26 protein-coding genes are annotated in these 22,932 nt (G+C 66.0%); 13 read left to right on the top strand and 13 right to left on the bottom strand.

The window, feature by feature from the left end; all coding sequences use genetic code 11:
• Positions 1–8 precede the first annotated feature (8 nt).
• Both ACFJGT_RS24520 and ACFJGT_RS24515 read right to left on the bottom strand, forming a co-directional pair.
• The gene (locus ACFJGT_RS24520) at positions 9–755 is read right to left on the bottom strand and encodes an SDR family NAD(P)-dependent oxidoreductase (protein WP_377843728.1); all 747 of its coding nucleotides are present in this window, start codon (positions 753–755) and stop codon (positions 9–11) included.
• A 133-nt stretch (positions 756–888) separates the two neighbouring features.
• Complete coding sequence (locus ACFJGT_RS24515; protein ID WP_199086832.1) at positions 889–1,095, bottom strand: CsbD family protein; 207 nt, start codon at positions 1,093–1,095, stop codon at positions 889–891.
• 159 nt (positions 1,096–1,254) lie between these two features.
• Here ACFJGT_RS24515 and ACFJGT_RS24510 point away from each other — a divergent pair, with 159 nt between their 5' ends.
• Positions 1,255–1,590 (top strand): GIY-YIG nuclease family protein, encoded by a 336-nt coding sequence (locus ACFJGT_RS24510; protein ID WP_377843724.1) that lies wholly within the window; start codon positions 1,255–1,257, stop codon positions 1,588–1,590.
• A gap of 167 nt (positions 1,591–1,757) precedes the next feature.
• Here ACFJGT_RS24510 and lepA read toward each other — a convergent pair whose 3' ends face one another.
• Positions 1,758–3,563, bottom strand: a complete 1,806-nt coding sequence (gene lepA / locus ACFJGT_RS24505) for a translation elongation factor 4 (protein WP_377843721.1) — start codon at positions 3,561–3,563, stop codon at positions 1,758–1,760.
• A 260-nt stretch (positions 3,564–3,823) separates the two neighbouring features.
• Between lepA and ACFJGT_RS24500 the strand changes: the two genes are divergently transcribed.
• Together ACFJGT_RS24500 and ACFJGT_RS24495 are read left to right on the top strand one after the other, a co-directional pair.
• The gene (locus ACFJGT_RS24500; RefSeq protein ID WP_377843717.1) at positions 3,824–4,423 is read left to right on the top strand and encodes a helix-turn-helix domain-containing protein; all 600 of its coding nucleotides are present in this window, start codon (positions 3,824–3,826) and stop codon (positions 4,421–4,423) included.
• Complete coding sequence (locus tag ACFJGT_RS24495; protein ID WP_377843713.1) at positions 4,420–4,956, top strand: GNAT family N-acetyltransferase; 537 nt, start codon at positions 4,420–4,422, stop codon at positions 4,954–4,956. The genes ACFJGT_RS24500 and ACFJGT_RS24495 overlap by 4 nt, the downstream gene beginning before the upstream one ends.
• A gap of 149 nt (positions 4,957–5,105) precedes the next feature.
• Here the strand turns inward: ACFJGT_RS24495 and ACFJGT_RS24490 are convergent, their stop codons facing one another.
• Together ACFJGT_RS24490 and hrcA are read right to left on the bottom strand one after the other, a co-directional pair.
• Complete coding sequence (locus tag ACFJGT_RS24490) at positions 5,106–5,354, bottom strand: DUF3297 family protein (RefSeq protein WP_199086816.1); 249 nt, start codon at positions 5,352–5,354, stop codon at positions 5,106–5,108.
• An 89-nt stretch (positions 5,355–5,443) separates the two neighbouring features.
• Positions 5,444–6,529: a heat-inducible transcriptional repressor HrcA gene (gene hrcA / locus ACFJGT_RS24485; protein ID WP_377843707.1), complete on the bottom strand. Its 1,086-nt coding sequence runs from the start codon at positions 6,527–6,529 to the stop codon at positions 5,444–5,446.
• Between the two features lie 144 nt (positions 6,530–6,673).
• Between hrcA and rph the strand changes: the two genes are divergently transcribed.
• From rph to ACFJGT_RS24455, 6 genes are read left to right on the top strand one after another with little or no spacing between them, the layout of a single operon-like run.
• Positions 6,674–7,390, top strand: a complete 717-nt coding sequence (gene rph, locus ACFJGT_RS24480) for a ribonuclease PH (protein ID WP_291669506.1) — start codon at positions 6,674–6,676, stop codon at positions 7,388–7,390.
• Between the two features lie 10 nt (positions 7,391–7,400).
• Complete coding sequence (locus tag ACFJGT_RS24475) at positions 7,401–7,571, top strand: hypothetical protein (protein WP_291669507.1); 171 nt, start codon at positions 7,401–7,403, stop codon at positions 7,569–7,571.
• 2 nt (positions 7,572–7,573) lie between these two features.
• Positions 7,574–8,221: an RdgB/HAM1 family non-canonical purine NTP pyrophosphatase gene (gene rdgB / locus ACFJGT_RS24470; RefSeq protein WP_377849066.1), complete on the top strand. Its 648-nt coding sequence runs from the start codon at positions 7,574–7,576 to the stop codon at positions 8,219–8,221.
• Positions 8,218–9,417 (top strand): radical SAM family heme chaperone HemW, encoded by a 1,200-nt coding sequence (gene hemW, locus ACFJGT_RS24465; RefSeq protein WP_377843701.1) that lies wholly within the window; start codon positions 8,218–8,220, stop codon positions 9,415–9,417. The genes rdgB and hemW overlap by 4 nt, the downstream gene beginning before the upstream one ends.
• 58 nt (positions 9,418–9,475) lie before the next feature.
• Complete coding sequence (locus tag ACFJGT_RS24460; RefSeq protein WP_377843698.1) at positions 9,476–9,709, top strand: type II toxin-antitoxin system Phd/YefM family antitoxin; 234 nt, start codon at positions 9,476–9,478, stop codon at positions 9,707–9,709.
• Positions 9,706–10,092: a type II toxin-antitoxin system VapC family toxin gene (locus ACFJGT_RS24455; RefSeq protein WP_377843694.1), complete on the top strand. Its 387-nt coding sequence runs from the start codon at positions 9,706–9,708 to the stop codon at positions 10,090–10,092. Before ACFJGT_RS24460 ends, ACFJGT_RS24455 begins: the two co-directional genes overlap by 4 nt.
• A gap of 6 nt (positions 10,093–10,098) precedes the next feature.
• Here the strand turns inward: ACFJGT_RS24455 and ACFJGT_RS24450 are convergent, their stop codons facing one another.
• The 5 genes from ACFJGT_RS24450 to ugpB form a co-directional block, all read right to left on the bottom strand.
• Positions 10,099–11,178: a sn-glycerol-3-phosphate import ATP-binding protein UgpC gene (locus ACFJGT_RS24450; RefSeq protein WP_377843691.1), complete on the bottom strand. Its 1,080-nt coding sequence runs from the start codon at positions 11,176–11,178 to the stop codon at positions 10,099–10,101.
• A gap of 7 nt (positions 11,179–11,185) precedes the next feature.
• Complete coding sequence (gene ugpE, locus ACFJGT_RS24445) at positions 11,186–12,034, bottom strand: sn-glycerol-3-phosphate ABC transporter permease UgpE (protein ID WP_377843688.1); 849 nt, start codon at positions 12,032–12,034, stop codon at positions 11,186–11,188.
• Entirely contained in the window at positions 12,034–12,783 is a 750-nt protein-coding gene (locus ACFJGT_RS24440; protein ID WP_377843685.1) for a creatininase family protein, read from the bottom strand. The genes ugpE and ACFJGT_RS24440 overlap by 1 nt, the downstream gene beginning before the upstream one ends.
• On the bottom strand, positions 12,783–13,664 hold the full coding sequence (gene ugpA / locus ACFJGT_RS24435; protein WP_377843683.1) for a sn-glycerol-3-phosphate ABC transporter permease UgpA: 882 nt from the start codon (positions 13,662–13,664) through the stop codon (positions 12,783–12,785). Before ugpA ends, ACFJGT_RS24440 begins: the two co-directional genes overlap by 1 nt.
• Before the next feature lie 76 nt (positions 13,665–13,740).
• Positions 13,741–15,066, bottom strand: coding sequence for a sn-glycerol-3-phosphate ABC transporter substrate-binding protein UgpB (gene ugpB / locus ACFJGT_RS24430; protein WP_377843680.1), 1,326 nt, complete (start codon positions 15,064–15,066; stop codon positions 13,741–13,743).
• A gap of 198 nt (positions 15,067–15,264) precedes the next feature.
• On the opposite strand from ugpB, the gene ACFJGT_RS24425 reads away from it, so the two are divergent.
• Both ACFJGT_RS24425 and ACFJGT_RS24420 read left to right on the top strand, forming a co-directional pair.
• Complete coding sequence (locus ACFJGT_RS24425) at positions 15,265–16,443, top strand: fumarylacetoacetate hydrolase family protein (protein ID WP_377843677.1); 1,179 nt, start codon at positions 15,265–15,267, stop codon at positions 16,441–16,443.
• Positions 16,444–16,576: 133 nt separating this feature from the next.
• Complete coding sequence (locus ACFJGT_RS24420) at positions 16,577–18,298, top strand: hypothetical protein (RefSeq protein WP_377843675.1); 1,722 nt, start codon at positions 16,577–16,579, stop codon at positions 18,296–18,298.
• 112 nt (positions 18,299–18,410) lie between these two features.
• Here ACFJGT_RS24420 and ACFJGT_RS24415 read toward each other — a convergent pair whose 3' ends face one another.
• On the bottom strand, positions 18,411–19,307 hold the full coding sequence (locus ACFJGT_RS24415; protein ID WP_377849065.1) for a methylated-DNA--[protein]-cysteine S-methyltransferase: 897 nt from the start codon (positions 19,305–19,307) through the stop codon (positions 18,411–18,413).
• A gap of 315 nt (positions 19,308–19,622) precedes the next feature.
• Between ACFJGT_RS24415 and ACFJGT_RS24410 the strand changes: the two genes are divergently transcribed.
• Complete coding sequence (locus ACFJGT_RS24410) at positions 19,623–20,225, top strand: class I SAM-dependent DNA methyltransferase (RefSeq protein ID WP_377843672.1); 603 nt, start codon at positions 19,623–19,625, stop codon at positions 20,223–20,225.
• Positions 20,226–20,231: 6 nt separating this feature from the next.
• Here the strand turns inward: ACFJGT_RS24410 and ACFJGT_RS24405 are convergent, their stop codons facing one another.
• Positions 20,232–20,774: a DUF2244 domain-containing protein gene (locus ACFJGT_RS24405; RefSeq protein ID WP_377843669.1), complete on the bottom strand. Its 543-nt coding sequence runs from the start codon at positions 20,772–20,774 to the stop codon at positions 20,232–20,234.
• A 47-nt stretch (positions 20,775–20,821) separates the two neighbouring features.
• On the opposite strand from ACFJGT_RS24405, the gene nth reads away from it, so the two are divergent.
• On the top strand, positions 20,822–21,496 hold the full coding sequence (gene nth, locus ACFJGT_RS24400; protein ID WP_377843665.1) for an endonuclease III: 675 nt from the start codon (positions 20,822–20,824) through the stop codon (positions 21,494–21,496).
• A gap of 15 nt (positions 21,497–21,511) precedes the next feature.
• On the opposite strand, the gene ACFJGT_RS24395 is transcribed toward nth, so the two are convergent.
• Positions 21,512–22,870, bottom strand: a complete 1,359-nt coding sequence (locus tag ACFJGT_RS24395) for an esterase-like activity of phytase family protein (protein WP_377843663.1) — start codon at positions 22,868–22,870, stop codon at positions 21,512–21,514.
• Between the last annotated feature and the right edge of the window lie 62 nt (positions 22,871–22,932).

Below are 22,932 nucleotides of genomic sequence, written 5' to 3'. Positions count from 1 at the left end.
GGCTGCGCTCACAAGGAGGAAACGAGATGGCCGCCATCGACGTCGATGGTGGAGCCGGTGATGTAGCTGCCGGCAGACGAGGCGAGCAGCAGAAGGGCGCCGTCGAGCTCCTCCGGTTGGCCCAGCCTTCGCTGCGGAATGCGCTTGATCAGGTTCAGACCGGCTTCGGTCGCGAAGAAATCGCGGTTGATGTCGGTCTCGATATAGCCGGGGCAGAGCGCGTTGACGCGGATGCCGTCACGCGCCCATTCGAGCGCCAGCACCTTGGTCAACTGGATCACGCCCGCCTTCGAGGCCGCATAGGCGCTGACGCCACCGGCGACGCGATGGCCGAGGATCGAGGCGATATTGACGATGGCGCCGCCTCGGTCGCTCTCGCGCATGCCGCGCGCCACGGCTTGGGCGACGAGGAAGACGCCCTTCAGATTGGTGTCGAGCACCGCATCCCAATCCGCTTCCGCGAGATCGGCCGCCGGGCCGGCGCCGCTGATGCCGGCATTGTTGATCAGGATGTCGAAGTTATGCCCGGCTAGTGCCGCCGCGATCGAAGCGGAATCGGCGACGTCCAGCACCAGGGTCTTCGAACTGCCGCCCGCTGCTGCGATCTCCGCTTTCGCTTGATCCAGCGCCGATTGCCGGCGCGCGGCCAGCGTGACCTCGACGCCGTGGCGCGCGAGCAGCCTGGCGAAATGCAGCCCCAGCCCGCCAGACGCGCCCGTGACCAGCGCGCTCTTTCCTGAGAGATCCTCGAACATCAGGCATCCCGCTTCGACCACGGCCAAGTCTCGGCCGGCCGCGCTCCGGGATCAAGGCGCCCAAACGTCGAAGAGCCCCGGCGCGAAGCGCCGGGGCTCCTTGATTCATGGCTGCCGATCAGCGGCTGCCCGGTCACTGCCAGGTCTGGCGGCCATACCAGGCATCGACATCGCTCGTCGCCTTGTCCTTGGCGAGGCCGTAGCGCTCCTGGATCTTGCCTTCGAGCTGGTCGCGCTTGCCGGCGATGACGTCGAGATCGTCATCGGTCAGCTTGCCCCACTGCTCCTTGACCTTGCCCTTGAGCTGCTTCCAGTTTCCTTCGACGCGGTTCCAGTCCATCGGGACCTCCTCGTGTGAGTGTGGATTCATGGAAACAACGCACCGGTCCGGCGATTGTTCATTCGAAACTGCCGCCAACCATAAATTACCCGGGTAGAATCTTGCTTTATTAAAATCCGGGTATTATTGAGCGTCCATCGAACAGGATGGGGCGCACCGATGCAGATGGCGGATAGGAAGGCGGCGACGGCAGCCTACAAGGAACGGAAAACGGTGGCGGGCATCTTCGCCTTCCGCTGCGAGGCGGCCGGGCTGACATGGGTCGGGCGGGCGCCCGATCTTTCGACGATCGAGAACCGGCTGCGCTTCACGCTGCGCCATGGCAGCCACCGCCAGCGCTCGCTGCAGGCTGCGTGGAACGCGCATGGCCCCGAAGCCTTCCACTTCGAGGCGCTTGAGCGGCTGGAGGCCGAGGATATCGCCTATGTGCTCGACCGCGTGCTGAAGGAGCGCCTCGCCCATTGGCAGGCGAAGCTCGGCGCGGAAGCGCTTTGACCGAACGCAACATGCTCCACCCAACCGCGTCATCCCGGGCGTAGCGAAGCGAAGACCCGGGATCCATGCCGGAACGGTTCAGGCATGGATCCCGGATCGGCGCAGCTTCGCTGCTTGTCCGGGATGACCAGCTTTTCCTGAAAGGACGATGTGCAGGTTGCGCCCGCTCAATCGTCCATCTTGAGGGCGGCGATGAAGGCTTCCTGCGGGATTTCGACCTTGCCGAACTGCCGCATCTTCTTCTTGCCTTCCTTCTGCTTCTCCAGAAGCTTGCGCTTACGCGTGGCGTCGCCGCCATAGCATTTGGCGGTGACGTCCTTGCGCAGGGCGCGGATGGTCTCGCGGGCGATGATCTTGCCGCCGATCGCGGCCTGGACCGGGATCTGGAACATGTGCGGCGGTATCAGCTCCTTGAGCTTCTCGCACATGGCGCGGCCGCGGGCATCGGCACGCGAGCGATGGACCAGCATCGACAACGCGTCGACCGGCTCGGCATTGACCAGGATCGACATGCGCACGAGATCGCCCTCGCGATAGTCCGTGATCGCGTAGTCGAAGGAGGCATAGCCCTTCGAGATCGACTTCAGCCGATCATAGAAGTCGAACACCACTTCGTTGAGCGGCAGGTCGTAGACGACTTTGGCGCGCGAGCCGACATAGGACAGATCGGTCTGGATGCCGCGGCGATCCTGGCAGAGCTTCAGGACGGAGCCGAGATATTCGTCGGGCGTGAAGATCGTCGCCTTGATCCAGGGCTCCTCGATGAATTCGATCTTCATCACGTCCGGCATGTCGGCCGGGTTGTGCAGTTCCAGCGTCGAGCCGTCGCGCAGCTTGAGGTGGTAGACCACCGAAGGCGCGGTCGAGATCAGGTTGAGGTTGAACTCGCGCTCCAGCCGCTCCTGGATGATCTCCAGATGCAGCAGCCCGAGGAAGCCGCAGCGGAAGCCGAAGCCGAGCGCGGCCGAGGTCTCCATTTCATAGGAGAACGAGGCGTCGTTCAGCCGCAGCCGGCTCATGGCGGCACGCAGCACCTCGAAATCGGCGGCATCGACCGGGAAGATGCCGCAGAACACCACCGGCTGCACCGGCTTGAAGCCCGGCAGCGGTTCCGCGATCGGCTTCTTCTCGTCGGTGATGGTGTCGCCGACGGCGGTATCCGCGACTTCCTTGATCGAGGCGGTGAAGAAGCCGACCTCGCCGGGGCCGAGCTGCTTGACCTCGGTCATCTTGGGCTTGAACACGCCGACGCGGTCGACGCCATAGGAGGCGTTGGCCCGCATCATCCGGATGGTCATGCCCTTCTTGAGCACGCCGTCGATGACGCGCACCAGCACGACGACGCCGAGATAGGCATCGTACCAGCTGTCGACCAGGAGGCACTTGAGCGACGCATCCGGATCGCCCTTGGGTGCGGGCAGCTTCGCGACGATCGCTTCCAGCACGCCCTCGATATTGAGGCCGGTTTTGGCCGAGATCGGCACGGCCTCGGAGGCATCGAGGCCGATCACGTCCTCGATCTGCTGCTTGATGCGCTCCGGCTCGGCGGCGGGCAGGTCGATCTTGTTGAGGACGGTGACGATCTCGTGGTTGGCGTCAAGCGCCTGATAGACGTTGGCGAGCGTCTGCGCCTCGACGCCCTGGGAGGCATCGACCACCAGCAGCGAGCCCTCGCAGGCCGCGAGCGAGCGCGAGACCTCATAGGCGAAGTCGACATGGCCGGGGGTGTCCATCAGGTTCAGGACATAGTCCTTGCCGTCCTTGGCCCGGTAGTCCAGCCGCACCGTCTGCGCCTTGATGGTGATGCCGCGCTCCTTCTCGATATCCATCGAGTCGAGGATCTGGTCGCTCATGTCGCGGGCGGCGACGGTGCCGGTCTGCTGGATCAGACGGTCGGCCAGCGTCGACTTGCCGTGGTCGATATGCGCGACGATCGAGAAGTTGCGGATATTGTCGATGGAACGGGTGCTCATGCGCGCGCCATAGCAGTGATGCCGCGCGGCGCCAAGCGATTGCGCGTTTCGAAGCGCGACCGACGACCATTAAACTCCAATGTCATCCCGGGCGAAGCGCAGCGAAGACCCGGGATCCATGCCGGAACCCTTCTCGGAAGCGCTCAGGCATGGATCCCGGATCGGCGCCGCTTCGCGGCTTGTCCGGGATGACCGGCGAGGTTCTACCGGATCTCACAATCAAACTTGCGATTCCAATATCTAAGAATTATTCTCTGAGTATGGAGTTCGACCACGATACCGAGATCGACCGGATGCTCGGGCTGCGCCTCAAGGCGGCCCGCCAGCGCCATGGCCTGACGCTCGATGCCCTTGCCGAGCGCAGCGGCGTCAGCCGCGCGATGATCTCCCGCGTGGAGCGCGGCGAATCGAGCCCGACGGCTGCGCTGCTGGTCCGGCTCGGCTCCGGGCTCGGCCTCTCGCTCTCCGCCTTGCTGGAAGAGAATGCAGGAAGCGGGCCGCTGGCGCGCCGCGACGCCCAGCCGGTCTGGCGCGATCCGGCGAGCGGCTATCTGCGCCGCAATGTCTCGCCGCGCGGGATGGGCTCCGGCTTCGAGATCGTCGAGGTGGAGCTGCCGGCCGGCGCGGAAGTCCGGCTCGACAATGCGACCGGCGCCGCGGCGCTCGACCAGCAGATCTGGGTGCTGCGAGGCCGGCTCGACCTGACCGTCGAAGGCATCCGCCATGAACTGGCAGAGGGCGACTGCCTGCAGATGCATCTGCGCGGCCCGATCGTCTACCGCAATCCGGGCGATGCGCCCGTCCGCTACGCCGTCATCCTCGCCGCGAAAAGCGGCGCCTTTCCGGGACATATCGCATGAACGCACGCGCTTTCACCGTCGCCATCGAGACGCTCGACGCCAAGGCTGCCGAAGCCGCGATTCCGGCTCTGGCCGAAATCCTGTGCGACAGCGTCGCCAACGGCGCCTCGGTCGGCTTCATGAACTGGAACACGGCCGCCGATTACGAGCGCTTCTGGCGCGATGTCGCGGCCGGCGTCGCGGGCGGGCAGGTCATCCTGCTCGCCGCTCGGAACGAGGATGGCATCGTGGGAACGGCCCAGCTTCACCTGATCGGCAAGCCGAACCAGCCGCACCGGGCCGAGATCGCCAAGGTTCTGGTGCATTCGCGGGCCCGCCGGCAGGGCATCGGCGAGGCGCTGATGCAGCGGGCCGAGGCGATCGCGCGGGAGAAGGGGCGCGACCTGCTGGTGCTCGACACCGACGAGTACAGCGCGGCGCGGCGGCTCTACAACCGGCTCGGCTGGACAGAAGCCGGCACCATCCCGCGCTACGCGCTGATGCCGGATGGCGCCGATTGCGGTTCGACGTTTTTCTACAAGAGCCTGGCTTGAGCCACCCTTGTCATTCCGGGGCACGCCGCAGGCGTGAACCCGGAAACCACGACGGGGTCGGGCATTTGATATCCGACGACCAGCCGCTCACCCGGTCGTGGATTCCGGGTCCTTCGCTTACGCGAAGCCCCGGAATGACAATGGAAGGCTCAGCCTTCGACCTTGCCACGGATGTAAGGCTCGACCGGGCCTTTGAGCGTGATCGTCATCGGACGGCCGAAGCGGTCCTTGGCGTTGCCGGCGGAGACCTTCACCCAACCCTCGGAGACGCAATACTCCTCGACATTGGTCTTCTCGACGCCCTTGAAACGGATGCCGATGTCGCGCGCCAGCACCTCCTCATTGTAGAAAGGGCTCTCCGGATTGACGGAAAGGCGGTCGGGAAGCTGCTCGGACATGGCTCGCACCTGAATTGCGGAAAGGGATGCTTTGCCCGCTCGATAACCGCTTCCGCCCGCAAAGCCAACTCAGGGCCTTGGGCTGGCTCTCAGCGGCTGCCGTCCAGCAGGCGGCCGACGACCTTGGCGGTGTAGTCGACCATCGGGACGATGCGGGCATAGTTCAGGCGCGTCGGGCCGATGATGCCGACCACGCCGACGATGCGCTGCTCGGCGTCGCGGAAGGGCGCGGCGACCATCGAGGAGCCCGACATCGAGAACAGCTTGTTCTCCGAACCGATGAAGATGCGCACGCCGTCGCCATCCTCGGCGCGGGTCAGCAGGTCGATGACGTCGGTCTGCGTCTCCAGATCGCCGAAGAGCATGCGGATACGCTCGAGGTCCTCCTGCGCCCGGAGGTCGTCGAGCAGGTTGGCCTGGCCGCGCACGATGAGATGGCGGTCGCTGCCGGGGCCGGCCTGGGTCGCAATGCCGCTTTCGACAAGCCGGGCCGTCAGCACGTCGAGCTCGCGCTCCATCAGGGCGCGCTGCCCGCCGATCTCGCTGCGCAGTTCGGCCAGCGTCTTGCCGAGGATGCGGGCGTTCAGGAAATTCGCGGCCTCGCTCAGGGCCGAGGCCGGCAGGCCGGGCGGAAGCGCCAGCAGGCGATTCTCGACCGTGCCGTCCTCAGAGACAAGCACAACCAGCGCGCGGGCCGGATCGAGCCGGACGAATTCGATATGCTTCAGCCGGACATCGGCCTTGGTGGTGACGACGACGCCGGCGCCGCGCGACAGGCCGGAAAGCAGGGCCGAGGCTTCCGTCAGGGTCTGATCGAGATTGCGGTTGCTGGCGGCAACCCTGATCTGGGCCTCGATGCGCGCGCGCTCGTCGGACGTGAGATTGCCGACCTCCATCATCGCGTCGACGAAGAAGCGCAGGCCTCTCTCGGTGGGCAGGCGCCCGGCAGACGTGTGCGGTGCGTAGATCAGGCCCGCCAGTTCCAGATCGGTCATGACGTTGCGCACCGTCGCCGGCGAGAGCGCCATCGGCAGCAGGCGGGCGATGTTGCGCGAGCCGACGGGCTCCCCCGTCGTCAGATAGCCGTCGACGATCTGGCGAAAAATCTCGCGCGAGCGCTGGTCGGTCTCGACCAGGCCGCTCATCGTCTCGGGGCGGGGCGTATGGGCGCTCATGAACCCTTTCAGGCGAACCGTCGTTCTCTATCCTATTGTCGTCATGCAGGAGGCGCGGATCAAGGGGCAAGCCCCGCCCGTGCCTTGCCGTCAGCGGCGCGAGCGCCTACAAGCCGCCACTTCCCCGCAAGACAGGAATATTTCATGCGACCCTCCAAACGCGCCGCCGACGAGATGCGCAAGGTCACGCTCGAACGCGGCGTGGTGCGCTATGCCGAGGGTTCCTGCATGGTCACGTTCGGCGAGACCAAGGTGCTCTGCGCCGCGACCGTCGAGGAAAAGGGGCCGCCGTGGCTGCGTGGTACCGGCAAAGGCTGGGTCACCGCCGAATATTCGATGCTGCCGCGCGCCACGCATGAGCGCACGCGCCGCGAGGTCACCTCGGGCAAGCCTTCCGGCCGCACGCAGGAGATCCAGCGCCTGATCGGCCGCAGCTTGCGCGCCGTGGTCGATCTCACCGCGATCGGCGAGCGCCAGATCGTCGTCGATTGTGACGTGCTCCAGGCCGATGGCGGCACGCGCACGGCCTCGATCACCGGCGCCTGGGTCGCGCTGCACGACGCGCTGAAATGGATGGAAGGGCGCGGCCTGCTCAAGGGCACGAACCCGCTGAAGGACCATGTCGCCGCGATCTCCTGCGGCATCGTCGCCGGCAACCCGGTGATCGATCTCGACTATGTCGAGGATTCAGGCGCGCAGACCGACGCGAATTTCGTCATCACCGGCTCGGGCGGCATCGTCGAGGTGCAGGGCACGGCCGAGGGCGCGCCCTTCTCCGAGGAGGAGCTGCTCGCGCTGCTCAAGCTCGCCAAGGGCGGCGTCTCCAAGCTCGTCACGCTGCAGAAGGCGGCGGTGGCTTAAAGGACCCGATATGTCCTCGCTGGAAATCGGTGTCGCGGTTGCGATTGCAATCATCGTGATAGCCATGGTGATCGTCATCAGCCTTCGCTCGACTTCCAGCCATAAGGCGCGCAGACAATCCTTCGAAGCGCCCGACCGAGGCTATCAGCCTCCGAATGATGACGGAGGACATGCAGTATGAAGATGAGCCAACACCGCCTCCTCACCGGCAAGGTCGTGATCGCCACCCATAACCAGGGCAAGTTGCGCGAGATGCGTGACTTGCTGGCGCCCTATGGCATCGAGCTGGTCTCGGCCGGAGAGCTCGGCCTGCCCGAGCCGGTCGAGGATGGCACCATGTTCTCGGAGAATGCGGCGATCAAGGCGGTCGCCGCGGCCTCGGCCAGCGGTTTGCCGGCGCTTTCCGACGATTCCGGCATCTGCATCGATGCGCTCGACGGCGCGCCCGGCCTGTTCTCGGCCAACTGGGCCGGGCCGGGCAAGGATTTCGCCCCCGCGATCGGACGCGTGCAGATGGAACTTGCCAAGCGCGGTGCCATCACGCCCCAGAAGCGCAAGGCGCATTTCGTCTCGGCGCTGGTGATCGCCTGGCCAGATGGGCATCAGGAATTGTTCGAGGGCCGCGTCTTCGGCACCGTGACCGAGCAGGCGCGCGGCCTGGGCGGCTTCGGCTACGACCCGATCTTCCTGCCTGACGGCCATGACAAGACCTTCGGCGAGATGACGGCGCTGGAGAAGCACGGCATTCCGGCCGATGGCTCGCCCGGCCTGTCGCATCGCGCGCGCGCCTTCCATGTGCTCGCCGCCGCCTGCCTGAGGAAGCCCTCTTGAGCGCCCCGGCCGCCCTCGCGGCGCGGCCATCACTCCTGCATCCGACCGCGGATGCGGGCTTCGCCGTCTATGTGCATTGGCCATTCTGCCTGGCCAAATGCCCCTATTGCGACTTCAACTCCCATGTCCGGCTGCAGCCGCCGGACCAGCAACGCTATATCGCCGCCTTCCGCCGCGAGATCGCGCATCGCGCCGCGCTGGTGCCGGGACGCACGGTCTCCTCGATCTTCTTCGGCGGCGGCACGCCCTCGCTGATGGAGGGGGCGACGGTCGGCGCGATCCTCGATGCGATCGGCGAATACTGGGCGGTCGATCCGAACTGCGAAGTGTCGCTGGAGGCCAACCCGACCAGCGTCGAGGCCGGGCGCTTCCGCGATTTCCGCGCGGCCGGCGTCAACCGCGTCTCGCTCGGCGTGCAGGCGCTGAACGATGCCGATCTCAAGGCGCTCGGCCGGATGCATTCCGCCGAGGAGGCGCTCGCCGCCGTCGCCATCGCGCGGCAATATTTCGAGCGCTATTCCTTCGACCTGATCTATGCCCGCTCGCCCTTGCAGACGCCTGCGCTTTGGCGCGCCGAGCTGGAACTGGCGATCAGTCATGCGGCCGAGCATCTCTCGCTCTACCAGCTCACGATCGAGCCCGGCACGGCCTTCGAGCGGCTGTTCCGCGCCGGCAAACTCGCCATCCCGGACCATGATGCGGGCGCCGCGCTCTACGAGATCACGCAGGAGATCACGGCCAAACACGGCCTGCCCGTCTACGAGATCTCGAACCATGCGCGGCCCGGCGCGGAATGCCGGCACAATCTCGTCTATTGGCACTATGGCGAATATGCCGGCATCGGCCCCGGCGCCCATGGTCGGCTGGTGACGGCGGAAGGCCGCATGGCGCATTCGACCGAGAAGCGGCCGGAAGTCTGGCTGGACCGCGTCGAGGCCGAGGGCCATGCGTTGGTCGAGAACGAGCGGCTGTCCGAGGAAGCGCAGGGCGACGAATACCTGCTGATGGGCTTGCGCCTCGTCGAGGGCATCGATCCCAAGGTGTTCAAGGCGCTTGCCGGGCGGGACCTCAACGCCAATCGCGTCGCCAGCCTGATCGACGAGAAGCTGCTGATGGAGCGCGCAGGCGGCCGGCTTGCGGCGACGTCTGATGGAGCGCTGCTGCTCGACGCGTTGGTGGCCGATCTCGCGGCTTGAACGAGGCTCTTGCTGGCCACGTACTCCTTAGCTATCTTCTTAGCTAACGGAGATACCCATGGCCCAGTTCTCGGTTCACGACGCCAAGACAAACCTATCCAAGCTGATCGCTGACGCTCTCGAGGGTGGTGACGTGGTGATCGCGCGCGGCAATGTGCCGGTGGTGCGCCTCGTGCCGGTCGCCCCCGGCGGGAAGCGGCGTTTCGGAGCACTCAAGGGCAAGATCGCCATCGACGCGCGCTTCGACGAGCCGCTGCCCGAGACCGAACTCGGCGGCTGGAATCTCACGTGAGGCTGCTGCTCGATACCCATGCCCTGATCTGGTGGCTTGCGGGCGACGAGGCGCTGAGCGGCTCCGCTCGCGAGGCTATCGCCGACGAGGCCAACAGCGTCGCCGTCAGCGCCGCTTCGGCCATGGAGGTGGCCACAAAATTCCGTATCGGCAAGCTGCCTGACGCGGCGCTGCTAGCGCAGAATTTCGAGGCCATCATCGCCGATCAGGGCTTTGTCGAACTGGGGATCTCCATCCACCATGCGCTCCGGGCCGGCGCGATGAACATCGCACACAAGGACCCGTTCGACCGACTCCTGATCGCTCAGGCTCAGTCCGACGACAGGGTGCTGGTTTCGAACGAAGCGCTGTTCGACGGCTTCGCCGTCAAACGCCTCTGGTGACGCCGCTCAGCCCTTACCCAATCGCACGCCCGTCTTCGGATCGAAGACATGGACCTTGTCGGGGTCGACGGTGATCCAGAGCCGGCCTTCCTGCGCCGCGACCTCGCCGGTCGCCGCCTGCATCACGAAGGGCTGGCCGGCGAGCTTGCCGTGGAAGAGCTGGGTCGCGCCGAGCTCCTCGATGAACTCGACATCGAAGGGCAGCGAGCCCGCCTGTCCTTCCGAGGCGATCTCGACATCCTCGGGACGCAGGCCGACCTCGACCGGCACCTGGGCCGCCAGGTCCTCGCGCAGGTCGCGGACCTCGATGATCGCGTCGCCGAGCGCGATAATGCCGGGGCCATCGACGGCGCCGGGCAGGATGTTCATCGGCGGGGAGCCGATGAAGGTCGCGACGAACTTGCTCGCCGGCTTGCGGTAGACCTCGGCCGGCAAGCCGATCTGCTCCACCTGGCCGGCATTCATCACCACGAGCTTGTCGGAGAGCGTCATCGCCTCGACCTGATCATGGGTGACGTAGATCGCGGTGACGCCGAGCGCGCGCTGCAGCTTCTTGATCTCGACGCGCATCTGCACGCGCAGCTTGGCGTCGAGGTTGGAAAGCGGTTCGTCGAAGAGGAAGACCTGCGGCTTGCGCACGATGGCGCGGCCCATGGCGACGCGCTGGCGCTGGCCGCCGGAGAGCTGGCGCGGCCGGCGCTCCAGGAAGGGCTCGATCGCAAGGATGCGGGCCGCCTCCCGGACGCGCTTGTCGATCTCGTCCTTGGGCGTGCCGCGGTTGCGCAGGCCATAGGCCATGTTGTCGTAGATGTTCATATGCGGGTAGAGCGCATAGTTCTGGAACACCATGGCGATGTCGCGGTCGGCCGGCTCGATCTGGTTGACGACGCGGTCGCCGATCGCGACCTCGCCGGACGAGATCGTCTCCAGCCCGGCGACCATGCGCAGGAGCGTGGACTTGCCGCAGCCGGAAGGGCCGACGAGGACGCAGAAGCCGCCATCGGGGATGTCGAAGGAGACGCCCTTCACGGCTTCGACGCCGCCGGCATAGACCTTCTTGACGTTGCTGAGAGTGACCTGGGCCATTCGCGGATTACTTCTCGGTTTCGACCAGGCCCTTCACGAAGAGCCTCTGCATGGCAATGACGACGAGGACGGGCGGCAGCATCGCCAGCATGGCCGTGGCCATGGCGAGCTGCCATTCCGTCAGGGCGTCGGCGGTGACGATCATCTTCTTGATGGCGATGACGATGGTCTGCATCGAGTCCTTCGTCGTCACCAGGAGCGGCCAGAGATACTGGTTCCAGCCATAGATGAACTGGATGACGAAGAGCGCCGCGATCGTCGTCATCGAAAGCGGAAGCAGCGTGTCCTTGAAGAACCTGAAGGGGCCGGCACCGTCGATCTTGGAGGCTTCGAGCAACTCGTCCGGGATCGTCATGAAGAACTGCCGGAACAGCAGCGTGCCCGTCGCCGAGGCGATCAGGGGGATGGCGAGGCCCTGATAGGTGTCGAGCATGTTGAGATCGGAGACGATCTTGAAGGTCGGGAAGATGCGGACCTCGACCGGCAGCATCAGCGTGATGAAGATGATCCAGAACGCCGCCATGCGGAAGGGGAAGCGGTAATAGACCACCGCATAGGCCGAGAGCACGGAGATGAAGATCTTTCCGAGCGCGATCGTCATCGCCATGATGAACGAGTTCAGCATCATCCCGATCACCGGCTCGCGCGTCGTGCTCGACGTCCCCACGAAGAGGATGCGGTTGTAGTTCTCCAGGAAGTAGGGGCCGGGATAGAGTGGCATCTGGCCGTTGATCACGGTCGAGGCGTCCCAGGTCGAGGCGACGAAGGTCAGCCAGACCGGGAAGGCGACGATCAATACGCCGATCGTCAGGATGATATAGGCGATCAGGTCGCCCAGGCGTCGGTCCTCGACCATCAGGCGGCCCTCCCCATCTCGCGCAGCAATCCGGCCAGCGCATCGGCGCAAGCCTCGAGGCAGGCCTGGCCCTTCTCAGGCGTGGCGCGGCGCGCATCGCCGACCACGCCGGTCTCGGTCATTTCCTGGAAGGAGCGGTGGCGCGAGACGACCTGCCGGCGCGGCGCGCGGTCCAGCGCACCAAAAGCTTCCGGCAGGCGCGGCTCGCGAACAGAGCCCGGCGCCAGCACCATCATCATCGAGGTCTCGACCTCGCAGGCATGCTGGACGCCCTTCTGATCTTCGAGGAGGGGGCCAAGCGCCGGTTCGGCGAGCATGAAATAGGTGGTCGCGGCGACCTGCAGCCGGGTCTCGCGGGCGAAATCGGGCAGGAAGGCGGTGAGCGCGGCGATGTTGCCGCCATGGCCGTTGACGATCAGCACGCGATGGAAGCCGTGGCGCTCGATGTTCTTCAGGAACGAGAGCAGCACGGCGCGATAGGTCGGGATGTCGAAGGTGAAGGTGCCGCCGAAGGCCATGTGATGCTCGGCCATGCCGCACCAGAGCGTGGGGGCGACCACGACGTCGACATCATCGGCGCGCTCGGCCGCCGCCTTGCAGACGCCGCTGCACAGGATGGTGTCGACGCCGACGGGCAGATGCGGGCCGTGCTGCTCGATCGAGGCGACGGGCAGGACGACGATCGCGTCCGTCGCCGCCTTGGCGCGCAGTTCCTCGGCGGTGAGGTCCATCCAGAGCACGGAGGCCATCAGTAGCTGACCTTGCGCTCGATGAAGCGGAACTGCACCGCGGTCAGCCCGATCACCATGATCAGCAGCAGCACCGACTGCGCCGCGGAACCGCCGAGATTGGAGCCGCCCTTGCCGTCGGAGAAGACCTTGTAGACCAGCGTCTCGGTCGCGCCCGAGGGGCCGCCGCCGGTGATGGTGTCGATGATGCCGAAGGTGTCGAAGAAGACGTAGACGATGTTGACGACGAGCAGGAAGAAGGTCGTCGGCGAGAGCAGCGGGAAGACGATGGTCCAGAACCGGCGCATCGGCTTGGCCCCGTCGATCACGGCGGCCTCGATCACGCTCTTCGGGATCGACTGCAGGCCGGCGAGGAAGAACAGGAAATTGTAGCTGATCTGCTTCCAGGTTGCGGCCAGGATGACCAGCAGCATGGCGTGGTTGCCGTTGAGGCGCGGATTCCACGGGATGCCCAGCGATTGCAGCCCGCGCGCGAGCATGCCGAGCGAGGGATCGAACATGAAGAGCCAGAGCACGCCGGCAATGGCAGGCGCCACCGCATAGGGCCAGATCAGCAGGGTCTTGTAGATCTCGGCGCCGCGAATCTGCCGGTCCGCCATGACGGCGAAGAGCAGCGCGATCGAGAGCGAGAACACACAGACGAAGGTCGAGAAGATCGCCGTGTTGACGAAGGCCTTGAGATAGCCGGGATCGGAGAAGAGCGCCTGGTAATTCTCGAACCAGACGAACTCCGTCGAGGTGCCGAAGGCGTCCTCGATCAGGAAGCTCTGCCAGACGGCCTGGGTTGCCGGCCAGTAGAAGAACACGATGGTGATGGCGAGCTGCGGCAGAAGCAGCAGGAAGGGGATCGTCAGCCCCTTGAAATATGCGTTCTTCTGCATCGGCTTCCTTGGAGAACAAGACGACCATCCCGGACGCATGTGCCCGGGATGGCCTCAGGGATGCAAGAGCTACCGCTCAGCGCGCCGCCGAGCGCTCGAACTGACGCAGCATCTGGTTGCCGCGCTCCACGGCCGCGTCCAGCGCCGCCTTCGGCGTCTTCTGGCCGTTCAGAGCGGATTCCAGCTCCTCCGACCAGACATCGCGGATCTGGACGAGGCTGCCATAGCGCAGGCCCTTGGAGTTGTCGGTCGGGGCCTTGTTGGTCAGCTCTAGGATCGGGGTCTCGAGATAGGGCTTGTCCTTGTAGAAGCCCGACGCCTTGACCTTCTCATAGGCCGCCTTGGTGATCGGCAGGTAGCCCGACTCGGTGTGCAGCTTCACCTGGCGGTCGACATCCGAGAGGAAGGTGAAGAACTTGGCCACGCCCTTGTATTCGGCCGGCTTCTTGCCGCCCATCACCCACAGCGAAGCGCCGCCGATGATCGAGTTCTGCGGGGCGCCGGCGGCTTCCGGATAATACGGCATCGCCGCATTGGCCCAATCGAACTTGGCGTTCGCCTTGACGTTGCCGAAGAAGCCCGAGGAGGTCAGGAAGATCGGGCATTCGCCCGAGGTGAAGCGACCCTCGCCGTTATTGGTGCGGCCTGAATAGTCGTAGGTCTTGTCCTTCTGCATCTCGACCAGATTGGTCCAGTGCTTCAGGAAGAGCGGGCTCTGGTTGAAGTTCATGACCGCATCGGCGCCGGCCATGCCGTTGACCTTGGTCGAGAGCGGAATGTTGTGCCAGGCACCGAACTGCTCGATATTCGCCCAGGGCGCCCAGGCGTTCGAGACGCCGCACTTGTCGTAGCCGGCGGCCTTCAGCTTCTTGGCGGCTTCGAAAGTCTCAGGCCAGGTCTTCGGCGGCTTCTCCGGGTCGAGGCCCGCCTTCTTGAAGGCGTCCTTGTTGTACCACATCACCATCGACGAGGAGTTGAACGGCATCGAGAGCATCTCGCCCTTGGCCGTCGAGTAATAGCCGCTGATGGCCGGCAGATAGGCGGCCGGATCGAACTTCTCGGCGGCTTCCTTCATCATCTCGTGGACGGGCTTGATCGCGCCCTTGGCCGACATCATGGTGCCGGTGCCGACCTCGAAGACCTGCAGGATATGAGGCGCCTGGCCGGCGCGGAAGGCGGCAATGCCGGCGTTCAGCGTGTCGGGATAGGAGCCCTTGTAGACCGGAACGATCTTGTAGTCCTTCTGCGAGGCGTTGAAATCCTCGGAAAGCTTGACGACGACGTCGTTATTGGCGCCGGTCAGCGCGTGCCACCACTGGATCTCGGTCTGCGCCAGGGCAGGCGAGGCGCCGGCGAGCGCAAAAGCCGCGACCGACATCAGGATGCGCGATTTGATGCTCATGGAATGTCTCCCTTCCGCGGGCGAGCGCCGCCGCGGTTCTTGTCGTTGGTGCGCAAGCTAGCATGAAGCGCAGGCGACATTTCAATGACAAATCGATGACGACCGGCGCAATCCGCCTATGGTCTGGGTCCGGCTTGCGCCGTCACGCAGAACGGGGTGTTCTCCGTCTCCCGACGATTTCCTTTCCGGACCGGTGCCATGCCTGATCTCGCTCTCTCCGTCGCCGCGGCCCTGCCCGCGGATGCCGACGCCGCCGCGCTCGCAGGGCGCGTCTGGCGCGCCGATCTCGGCGGGCCGGCCGTGGTGACGCTCCGCGGCGGGCAGGTCATCGACGTGACCCGGCGCTTCCCGACCAGCCGGGACCTCTGCGAAAGCGCCGATCCAGCCGCTGCGTTGCGCGCCGCTGATGGCGAAGCGATCGGCTCGCTCACCGAGATCCTCGCCAATACGCCTGTGGACGGTCGCGATCCGAAGCGCCCCTGGCTGCTCTCGCCGCTCGATCTGCAGGCAGTCAAGGCGGCGGGCGTCACCTTCGCGGTCTCGATGCTGGAACGCGTGATCGAGGAGAAGGCGCGCGGCAACCCGGCTGCAGCAGCAACGATCCGCGAGGAGATCGGCAAGCTCATCGGTGACGACCTCTCCAAGCTGAAGCCCGGCTCGCCCGAGGCGATGCATCTCAAGGACGTCCTGATCAAGCAGGGCGCCTGGAGCCAGTATCTCGAGGTCGGGATCGGGCCCGATGCCGAGATCTTCACCAAGGCCCCGCCGATGTCGACGGTCGGCACCGGGGCGGATGCCGGCCTGCATCCGGCCTCGAGCTGGAACAATCCCGAGCCTGAGGTCGTGCTGATCGTCGCCTCGACGGGCGCGATCGTCGGCGCGACGCTGGGCAACGACGTCAACCTGCGCGATGTCGAGGGCCGCTCGGCCCTGCTCCTCGGCAAGGCCAAGGACAACAATGCGGCGGCGGCCGTCGGCCCCTTCATCCGCCTGTTCGATGCCGGCTTCACGCTCGACCATGTCCGCCGGACGACGGTGACGCTGACGGTCGAGGGCGAGGACGGCTTCCGGCTGGAAGGCTCCTCCTCGATCGCGAAGATCAGCCGCGACCCGGCCGATCTCGCCGCGCAGATGATCGGCCCGCATCACCAGTACCCGGACGGGGCAGCGCTCTATCTCGGCACCATGTTCGCGCCGATCAAGGATCGCGATGCACCTGGCGGCGGCTTCACCCATAAATACGGGGACATCGTCACCATCGCCGCCCCCGAGCTCGGCAGCCTCGTCAACCGGATGAAGCGCACCGACGCATGCGCGCCCTGGACCTATGGCGCCTCGCATCTGATGCGCCATCTCGCCAGGCACGGGCTGCTGTGAGGCGATAGCCGACGCCGAACGCCGCGCTGTTCCTGCCGGCTTTCTTGACCGAAAACCGCAAGAAGCAGCGGTTTTGTCAGGCGGATGGTAAGAATTTTCTGCCAGAGAGCGGGCTGGACCAGGAGGGTTCGGCGTGGCGATGAGCGAGATCGGGAGGCAGAACTCCCAGGTCGGCACCAAGAATGTGAGCGGCAAGGGCGCGATGGCAAGGATAGCCGGTTCACCCCTCGCCTGGATCATGGCGTTCGCGCTGGCGGCCGTCGCAGGGCTGATCCTGCCGTTGCGCCTGCCGCTGGGGCCGAATGCCTGGGACACCGTCGTCTATCTCGACGCCATCCAGCGCATCGAGCTCGGACAGATCCCGACCATCGATTTCTTCGCACCGATCGGCCCGCTCGGCTTCTACCTGGCCGCGGCTCTCGACATCATCTTCCCCCATGCGCAGCCGATGCTGCTGATCAACTGGGCGCTGCAGCCGGTCATGCTGCCGGTGCTCGCCCTGCTGGCCACTGAGACCTCCCGGCGCTCCCGCCCGCAGGCGCTCGCGCTGGTGCTGCCCTTCCTGCTGTTCGCGGCGCTGCCGATCAACCTGCACGGGCTCTACCCCTCGCCCGGTTTCGACGGCTACGGCTTCTACAACCGCCATGTCGCGCTGCTGCTCTATCTGCTGATCGCGACCCTGATGGTCGTGCAGCGGCGCGGCCTCCGGATCGGGCTCGTCGCCGTGCTGATGCTGGCGCTGTTCCTGACGAAGGTGACCGGCGCGGTCTCAGGCACGCTGCTTGTCGGCTATGCCACGCTGAGCGGACGGATGCGCTTCCGCGATGCGGTCATTGCCGCCGGCCTCGTCTTCCTCGCGCTGGCCGTGCTGGAGCTGGCGACCGGGCTGAGCTCGGCCTATGTCCTGGACATCCTGACCCTGCTCAGCCTCAACACCGATACGCTGCTGCCGCGCTTCCTGACCGTGGCCTCGGTCAAGTTCAATGTGATCGGTCCGTCGCTGCTGCTGCTCGCCGCGCTGGCCTATGCGTCCTGGCGCGACGGTCTGCCGACGGCGCTGCCCGGCTGGCGGGCGCTGGCTGACGCGCCGATCGGCTGGTTCGCGGCCGGCCTGTTCGCGCTCGCGCTGTTCGAGACGCAGAATACCGGCTCGCTCGAATTCATCGGCCTGTGGCCGATCGTCCTGCCACTGCTGCTCGACTGGTGGGAGCGGCGCGAGGACCGCATGCGGCCCGTGGTTCTCGTGCTCGTGCTCGCGGTCACGCTGCCCAGCGCCGTCATCTGCATGGAGCGGGGCATGCGCGCGGCGATGGGCGGGGCGACCTATGTCGCGCTCGATGTGCCCGATCTCGGTCCGCTCGGCCGCATCAGCGTGAAGCCGGACATCGCCGCCCGCGCCGCCGCCATGCTCGACCACTACGCGACGCAGCCCGAGGGCTATAGCGACCTGCTCCGGCGCGACATCCTGCCCTCCTACACGCTCTATTCGGAGATCGACTATCAGGCGACCTGGATGCTGGAGATCCAGCAAGCCATCACCGCGATCAAGGCCTGGGAAGCCACCAACAAGCGCGAGCTCAACGGCTTCTTCACCTTCGATTTCGTCGATCCGCTGAACCGCCTGCTGGAGCGCTCGCCGCCGCGCGTCGTCCCCGTCGGCGTCGATCCCGGCCGCAGCACGCCGGACCTGCAGCCGGGCACCATCGAGGCGCTCAGGCAGACGGATGCGATGCTGATGCCGAAATGCCCGGTGACGACGCCGCGCGAGATGATCCGCAGCCATTTCGCCGCTGCGCTCGAAGGGCGCGAGCGGATCGCGCTCGCGCCCTGCTGGGACATGTATCTGAGGAAGTAGGCGCCAAAGCATTTTCAAGCGAAGTGGATACCGGTTCGCGTGAAGAAAATGCGATAAAACAAAGAATTAGAGCGCGCCTGGGTTTCGGAGAAACACGGGCACGCTCTAAGGATCAGCCGGCCGCGGTCTGCCCGGCTTCCCAGCCGAGGATGGCGCGCTTGCGCGTCAGGCCCCAGTGGTAGCCGGTCAGTGCACCGGACTTGCCGATGACGCGGTGGCAGGGCACCACGAAGGAGATCGGGTTCTTGCCGACCGCGGTGCCGACGGCCCGCGCCGCGCTCGGCTTGCCGATATGGCTGGCGACCTCGCCATAGGTGGTGGCGCAGCCGACGGGGATGCGCAGCAGCGTCTCCCAGACCCGCACCTCGAAATCGGTGCCGATCAGGACGACGCGCAGGGGCGTCTCCGGCGACCAGGCCTTGGGCTCGAAAATGCGGCCGGCATAGGGCGCGGTCTGGACGGGATCGTAATGGTAGTCGGCATGGGGCCAACGCCGCATCATGTCGGCCAGCGCCTCGGCCCTGCCGCCGACGACCTTGCCGCCATCGGCGCTGTTCGAGACCCAGCCGAGCCCGGCAAGGCCGCGATCGGTGATCACCACCAGCGCCTCGCCGAAGGGCGAGACATGGAAGCCGTAGGAGAGCTTCAGGCCCTCGCCACCGGTCTTCCATTCGCCGGGCGACATCGCCTCATGCGTGACGAAGAGATCGTGCAGGCGGCCGGGGCCGGAGAGGCCGACTTCCAGCGCCGTATCGAGGATGCTGGCCGAGGCGGAAAGCAGCCCCTTGGCATGATCGAGCGTGATCGCCTGCAGGAAGGCCTTCGGCGTCAGCCCGCACCAGCGCCGGAAGAGATGGTGGACATCGGTCGGGGTCGCGCCGGCGGCCTCGGCGATCGCCTCGATCGTCGGCTGCTCGCGCCAGTTATGGGTGATGAAGGAGAGGATGCGCCGGACGGTGTCGTAATCCGAGCCGGGGGCCGCGGCCGGGAAATCGGCCTCGCTCGGCATCGCATCGGTGGCGCGCGCCAGCACCGCATTGGAGAAGCGCGTCGGGGTCATCGCCGTTTTCATGGAAGCATGAGCGTTCATGGGAGCCTCACATCATTCGTCATGATGCGAATCTAGGGCGACCACCATGCCGTTCCCACCCGAAAGCTGGCAAGGGCGGGGGTTGCCCTCCGCATCGTCCTCGCTGATGAGCCCTCATCCTGAGGAGCCGCGTCAGCGGCGTCTCGAAGGATGCTCCAGATGGTTCACGAGCCTCCTTAAACATCCTTCGAGACGGCCCTTGCGGGCCTCCTCAGGATGAGGGCTGATGGCGACATGACCTCCCCCGCCGAAACCGTCATCGATCTCTACCAGCGCCATGCCGCCAGCTATGACCGCCAGCGCGGCAAAACCTTGCACGAGGGAGCCTGGCTCGCGCGATTCCGGCGCCAGCTATCACCCGAAGCCACTATCCTGGATATCGGCTGCGGCACCGGCCAGCCGATCGCCAGCTATTTCCGCGCGGAAGGCCATGCCGTCACCGGCGTCGATTCCGCCCCGGCGATGATCGCACTGTGCCGGGCGCGCTTTCCGAAGGGAGACTGGCAGGTCGCCGATATGCGCCGCCTCGCGCTCGGGCGCCGCTTCGGCGGATTGATCGCCTGGGACTCCTTCTTCCACCTGACGCCCGAAGACCAGCGCGGGATGTTCGCGGTCTTCGCGGCCCATGCGGCACCGGGCGCAGCCCTCATCTTCACCAGCGGCCCGGCCCATGGCGAGGCGATCGGCAGCTTCGAGGGCGAGGCGCTCTACCATGGCAGCCTCGATCCCGGGGAGTACCGGGCCTTGCTGGCGGAGAACGGCTTCGCGGTCATCGACCATGTCGCCGAGGACCCAGGCTGCGGCGGGCATACGATCTGGCTTGCCCGGCACGGCTGAAGCGCTTCAGGGCGCGTTGTAGTCCGGGCCGCGGCGGGCGCTCGACAGGGCCGAACCCAGCGCATCGGCAAAGCCGGCGCGTTCATGCGGCGAGAGCGCGGAGGCGACCGCGACGCTCTGCCCGCGCGAGACCAGCTTCAGGCCAAGCAGGCCGTAATCCTCGTCGGTCTGGCGTTCCAGCCGGGTCCAGATCGGATTGAAGCGCCAGATCGTCTCGCGGCCATGATGCGAGACCTTGCGCAGGAAGACCTCCAGCGGCGTCACCACGATGCGCTCGAAGGCGCGCGCATGCCGGAAATTGACGTGGAAGGCGGCGAAGAGCGCGATGACATCGATCCCGAAGAAACCGGCGACCGGCCAGGCGCCGAGCACGACGAAGGGGATCGAGGAGATCACACTCGCCAGGCAGACCAGCGTCATCACGATGCGGAAGCCGTTCTGGCCGAGCGAGCGATGCGGCGTGATCGTGGCGTCGAAGACCGGCCGCTGCGACGCGTCCGCGATCTCGCTGCCAGGGCTCTCACTGCCGGTGCTCTTGCCGGGGGTCATTCGCGCATTATAACGCCGTCATGGATCAGCGGAACAGGCCCCCTCGCATGGCTGCGTCGGCAAAGCGCATCACGTTGCCGCGCGCCCGCAAGCCGGCGGAGATCTACGAGATCTTCCGCCGCTTCCAGGCAGCCAATCCCGAACCCAAGGGCGAACTGGACTACGTCAACGCCTTCACGCTGCTGGTTGCCGTCGTCCTCTCGGCTCAGGCAACCGATGTCGGGGTGAACAAGGCGACGCGCCCGCTCTTCGCCATCGCCGACACGCCCGCCAAGATGCTCGCGCTCGGCGAGGAGACCGTGCGCGACTACATCAAGACGATCGGGCTCTTCCGCACCAAGGCGAAGAACGTGATCGCGCTCTGCGAGCGGCTGATCGCGGAATATGGCGGCGAGGTGCCGGCGACGCGCGAGGCGCTGGAAAGCCTGCCCGGCGTCGGCCGCAAGACCGCCAATGTCGTGCTCAACATCGCCTTCGGCGAGATCACGCACGCCGTCGACACCCATGTCTTCCGCATCGCCAACCGCCTGCGCATCGCGCCGGGCCAGAACGTGCTGCAGGTCGAGCTTGGGCTGGAGAAGGCCGTGCCGCCCGAATTCGGACGGCACGCCCATCACTGGCTCATCCTGCACGGGCGCTACACCTGCAAGGCACAGCGCCCCGAATGCGTCCGCTGCATCCAGAACGACCTCTGCGATTCCGCCGACAAGCGGATCGCCTGAGACCGCCGGAACGCCTCACTTCGCGTCGAGCAGGTCCTTGACCGACAGGAGCACCAGCTCGTTGTCGTCGGCCTTCTTCGGATCGCGAGACGACGAGAACGGCAGGTTGTTGTCGTTGCCGACGACGATGGTGCCGTTGGCGCGATCGACCACGTCGACATTCTCGATCGTGAAGAACGGGAAGGGCAGCACGCCGTCGATGGCGCCCTGCTTCGCCTTGTCGTCGGGATCGGCGATCTTCAGGAGGTCGATGAAGCCGATCTTGCGCACCGGCTTGCCGACGCTCGCCTCGGCCATCTCGATCTTCACGATGCGCTTGAACTTCGCGAGGTCGTGGAAGCAGTCGGGGCCCTTCTGGCCGGCGGCGCAGGCTTTGTCGGCGGTCCCTTCGCCGTTATCGCGCTCGATGATCAACGCGGTCGTAGCGTCGATCATGTTGAAGTCGCCGATGGCGTTGCCCTTCAGCTCCAGCGGATAGAACCAGGACCGGCCGGTCCATTTCTCGTTCGCGACATCGAACTCGAGGATGCGCAGGACTTCCTTGCCGTCGACCTCCTCGTTGCCCTTGGTCTCGGCATTCCAGAGCGGGCCTTCGAGCAACGGGTAGAGGAAGCGGCCATCCGGCGACTGCGCCATGCCCTCATAGCCCTTGGAGCGGCGGACGTTGAAGGCGACGCTCTGGTCCGGCGCGCCCGGGGTGGTGATGGCGTAATGGTCCGGCGAGCGGGCCGGCTTGCCGTCGACCTGCGTCTCGAACACCGCCTCCATCTTGCCGGTGGCATCGACGCGGATGAGATAGGGGCCGAACTCCTCGCCGATCCAGAACTTGCCGCCGATCGGCTGGATCGATTCCGGGTCGAAATCGGCGCCGGTCAGGTAGCGCTTTTCCGTGCCTTCCTGAACGATGCGGAACGGCACCTTCTTGTCTGGGTCGTGCAGGAAGGTGGTCGAGAGCCGCTCGACTGCGCCCTTGCCGAAATCGGCCTTGAGGCGGTGGAAGAACAGCATCGCGTCCGGCGAATTCGCCTTGGCACCGAAGCCATTGTCGGTCAGCACGAGGAACTCGCCATTCCCCAGTGAGCGGATACCGGAGAAACCCTGCACGGGCTGGCCGGCGAAGGGGGTGGAGAGCCCGGTCGGGCGCCCGCCCGAGGTGCCCATCACGGTGCCGACCGCCTCGACGCGCTTGCCGGGCGTGACGAACTTGCCGGAGACCTTGAGATCGGCGGGCGCGTCGGCAGGCGCGGGGATGATGGTGTTCGCCGGCAGCAGGGCATGGCCGACGAGCTTGGCGGGAAATTCCTTCTGGGCGTCCTGCGCCCCTGCGAGCATGGTCGAGGACAGCAACAGGGCGGCGATGATCGGCAGGCGCATGGGATGGCTCCGGAATGAGGCGAAGCCTTCGCTTCGCCCGCCCGGATTGCGGCGCGACGACA

Origin of the sequence: Allobosea sp. UC22_33, from assembly GCF_042700715.1 — a bacterium.
Lineage (GTDB): Bacteria > Pseudomonadota > Alphaproteobacteria > Rhizobiales > Beijerinckiaceae > Allobosea.
This window is presented reverse-complemented; position numbering and strand designations above follow the sequence as displayed.

Coding starts and splice junctions, on each gene's coding strand:
- hrcA (WP_377843707.1), bottom strand. CDS start 6,529: ATGAGCGCCCATACGCCCCGCCCCGAGACGATGAGCGGCCTGGTCGAG.
- rph (WP_291669506.1), top strand. CDS start 6,674: ATGCGACCCTCCAAACGCGCCGCCGACGAGATGCGCAAGGTCACGCTC.
- ACFJGT_RS24405 (WP_377843669.1), bottom strand. CDS start 20,774: ATGACCCCCGGCAAGAGCACCGGCAGTGAGAGCCCTGGCAGCGAGATC.
- ugpB (WP_377843680.1), bottom strand. CDS start 15,066: ATGAGCATCAAATCGCGCATCCTGATGTCGGTCGCGGCTTTTGCGCTC.
- ACFJGT_RS24450 (WP_377843691.1), bottom strand. CDS start 11,178: ATGGCCCAGGTCACTCTCAGCAACGTCAAGAAGGTCTATGCCGGCGGC.
- ACFJGT_RS24510 (WP_377843724.1), top strand. CDS start 1,255: ATGCAGATGGCGGATAGGAAGGCGGCGACGGCAGCCTACAAGGAACGG.
- rdgB (WP_377849066.1), top strand. CDS start 7,574: ATGAGCCAACACCGCCTCCTCACCGGCAAGGTCGTGATCGCCACCCAT.
- ACFJGT_RS24395 (WP_377843663.1), bottom strand. CDS start 22,870: ATGCGCCTGCCGATCATCGCCGCCCTGTTGCTGTCCTCGACCATGCTC.
- ACFJGT_RS24495 (WP_377843713.1), top strand. CDS start 4,420: ATGAACGCACGCGCTTTCACCGTCGCCATCGAGACGCTCGACGCCAAG.
- ACFJGT_RS24490 (WP_199086816.1), bottom strand. CDS start 5,354: ATGTCCGAGCAGCTTCCCGACCGCCTTTCCGTCAATCCGGAGAGCCCT.
- lepA (WP_377843721.1), bottom strand. CDS start 3,563: ATGAGCACCCGTTCCATCGACAATATCCGCAACTTCTCGATCGTCGCG.
- ACFJGT_RS24515 (WP_199086832.1), bottom strand. CDS start 1,095: ATGGACTGGAACCGCGTCGAAGGAAACTGGAAGCAGCTCAAGGGCAAG.
- ACFJGT_RS24415 (WP_377849065.1), bottom strand. CDS start 19,307: ATGCCGAGCGAGGCCGATTTCCCGGCCGCGGCCCCCGGCTCGGATTAC.
- nth (WP_377843665.1), top strand. CDS start 20,822: ATGGCTGCGTCGGCAAAGCGCATCACGTTGCCGCGCGCCCGCAAGCCG.
- ACFJGT_RS24440 (WP_377843685.1), bottom strand. CDS start 12,783: ATGGCCTCCGTGCTCTGGATGGACCTCACCGCCGAGGAACTGCGCGCC.
- ACFJGT_RS24460 (WP_377843698.1), top strand. CDS start 9,476: ATGGCCCAGTTCTCGGTTCACGACGCCAAGACAAACCTATCCAAGCTG.
- ugpE (WP_377843688.1), bottom strand. CDS start 12,034: ATGGTCGAGGACCGACGCCTGGGCGACCTGATCGCCTATATCATCCTG.
- ACFJGT_RS24425 (WP_377843677.1), top strand. CDS start 15,265: ATGCCTGATCTCGCTCTCTCCGTCGCCGCGGCCCTGCCCGCGGATGCC.
- ugpA (WP_377843683.1), bottom strand. CDS start 13,664: ATGCAGAAGAACGCATATTTCAAGGGGCTGACGATCCCCTTCCTGCTG.
- ACFJGT_RS24410 (WP_377843672.1), top strand. CDS start 19,623: ATGACCTCCCCCGCCGAAACCGTCATCGATCTCTACCAGCGCCATGCC.
- ACFJGT_RS24500 (WP_377843717.1), top strand. CDS start 3,824: ATGGAGTTCGACCACGATACCGAGATCGACCGGATGCTCGGGCTGCGC.
- ACFJGT_RS24520 (WP_377843728.1), bottom strand. CDS start 755: ATGTTCGAGGATCTCTCAGGAAAGAGCGCGCTGGTCACGGGCGCGTCT.
- ACFJGT_RS24475 (WP_291669507.1), top strand. CDS start 7,401: ATGTCCTCGCTGGAAATCGGTGTCGCGGTTGCGATTGCAATCATCGTG.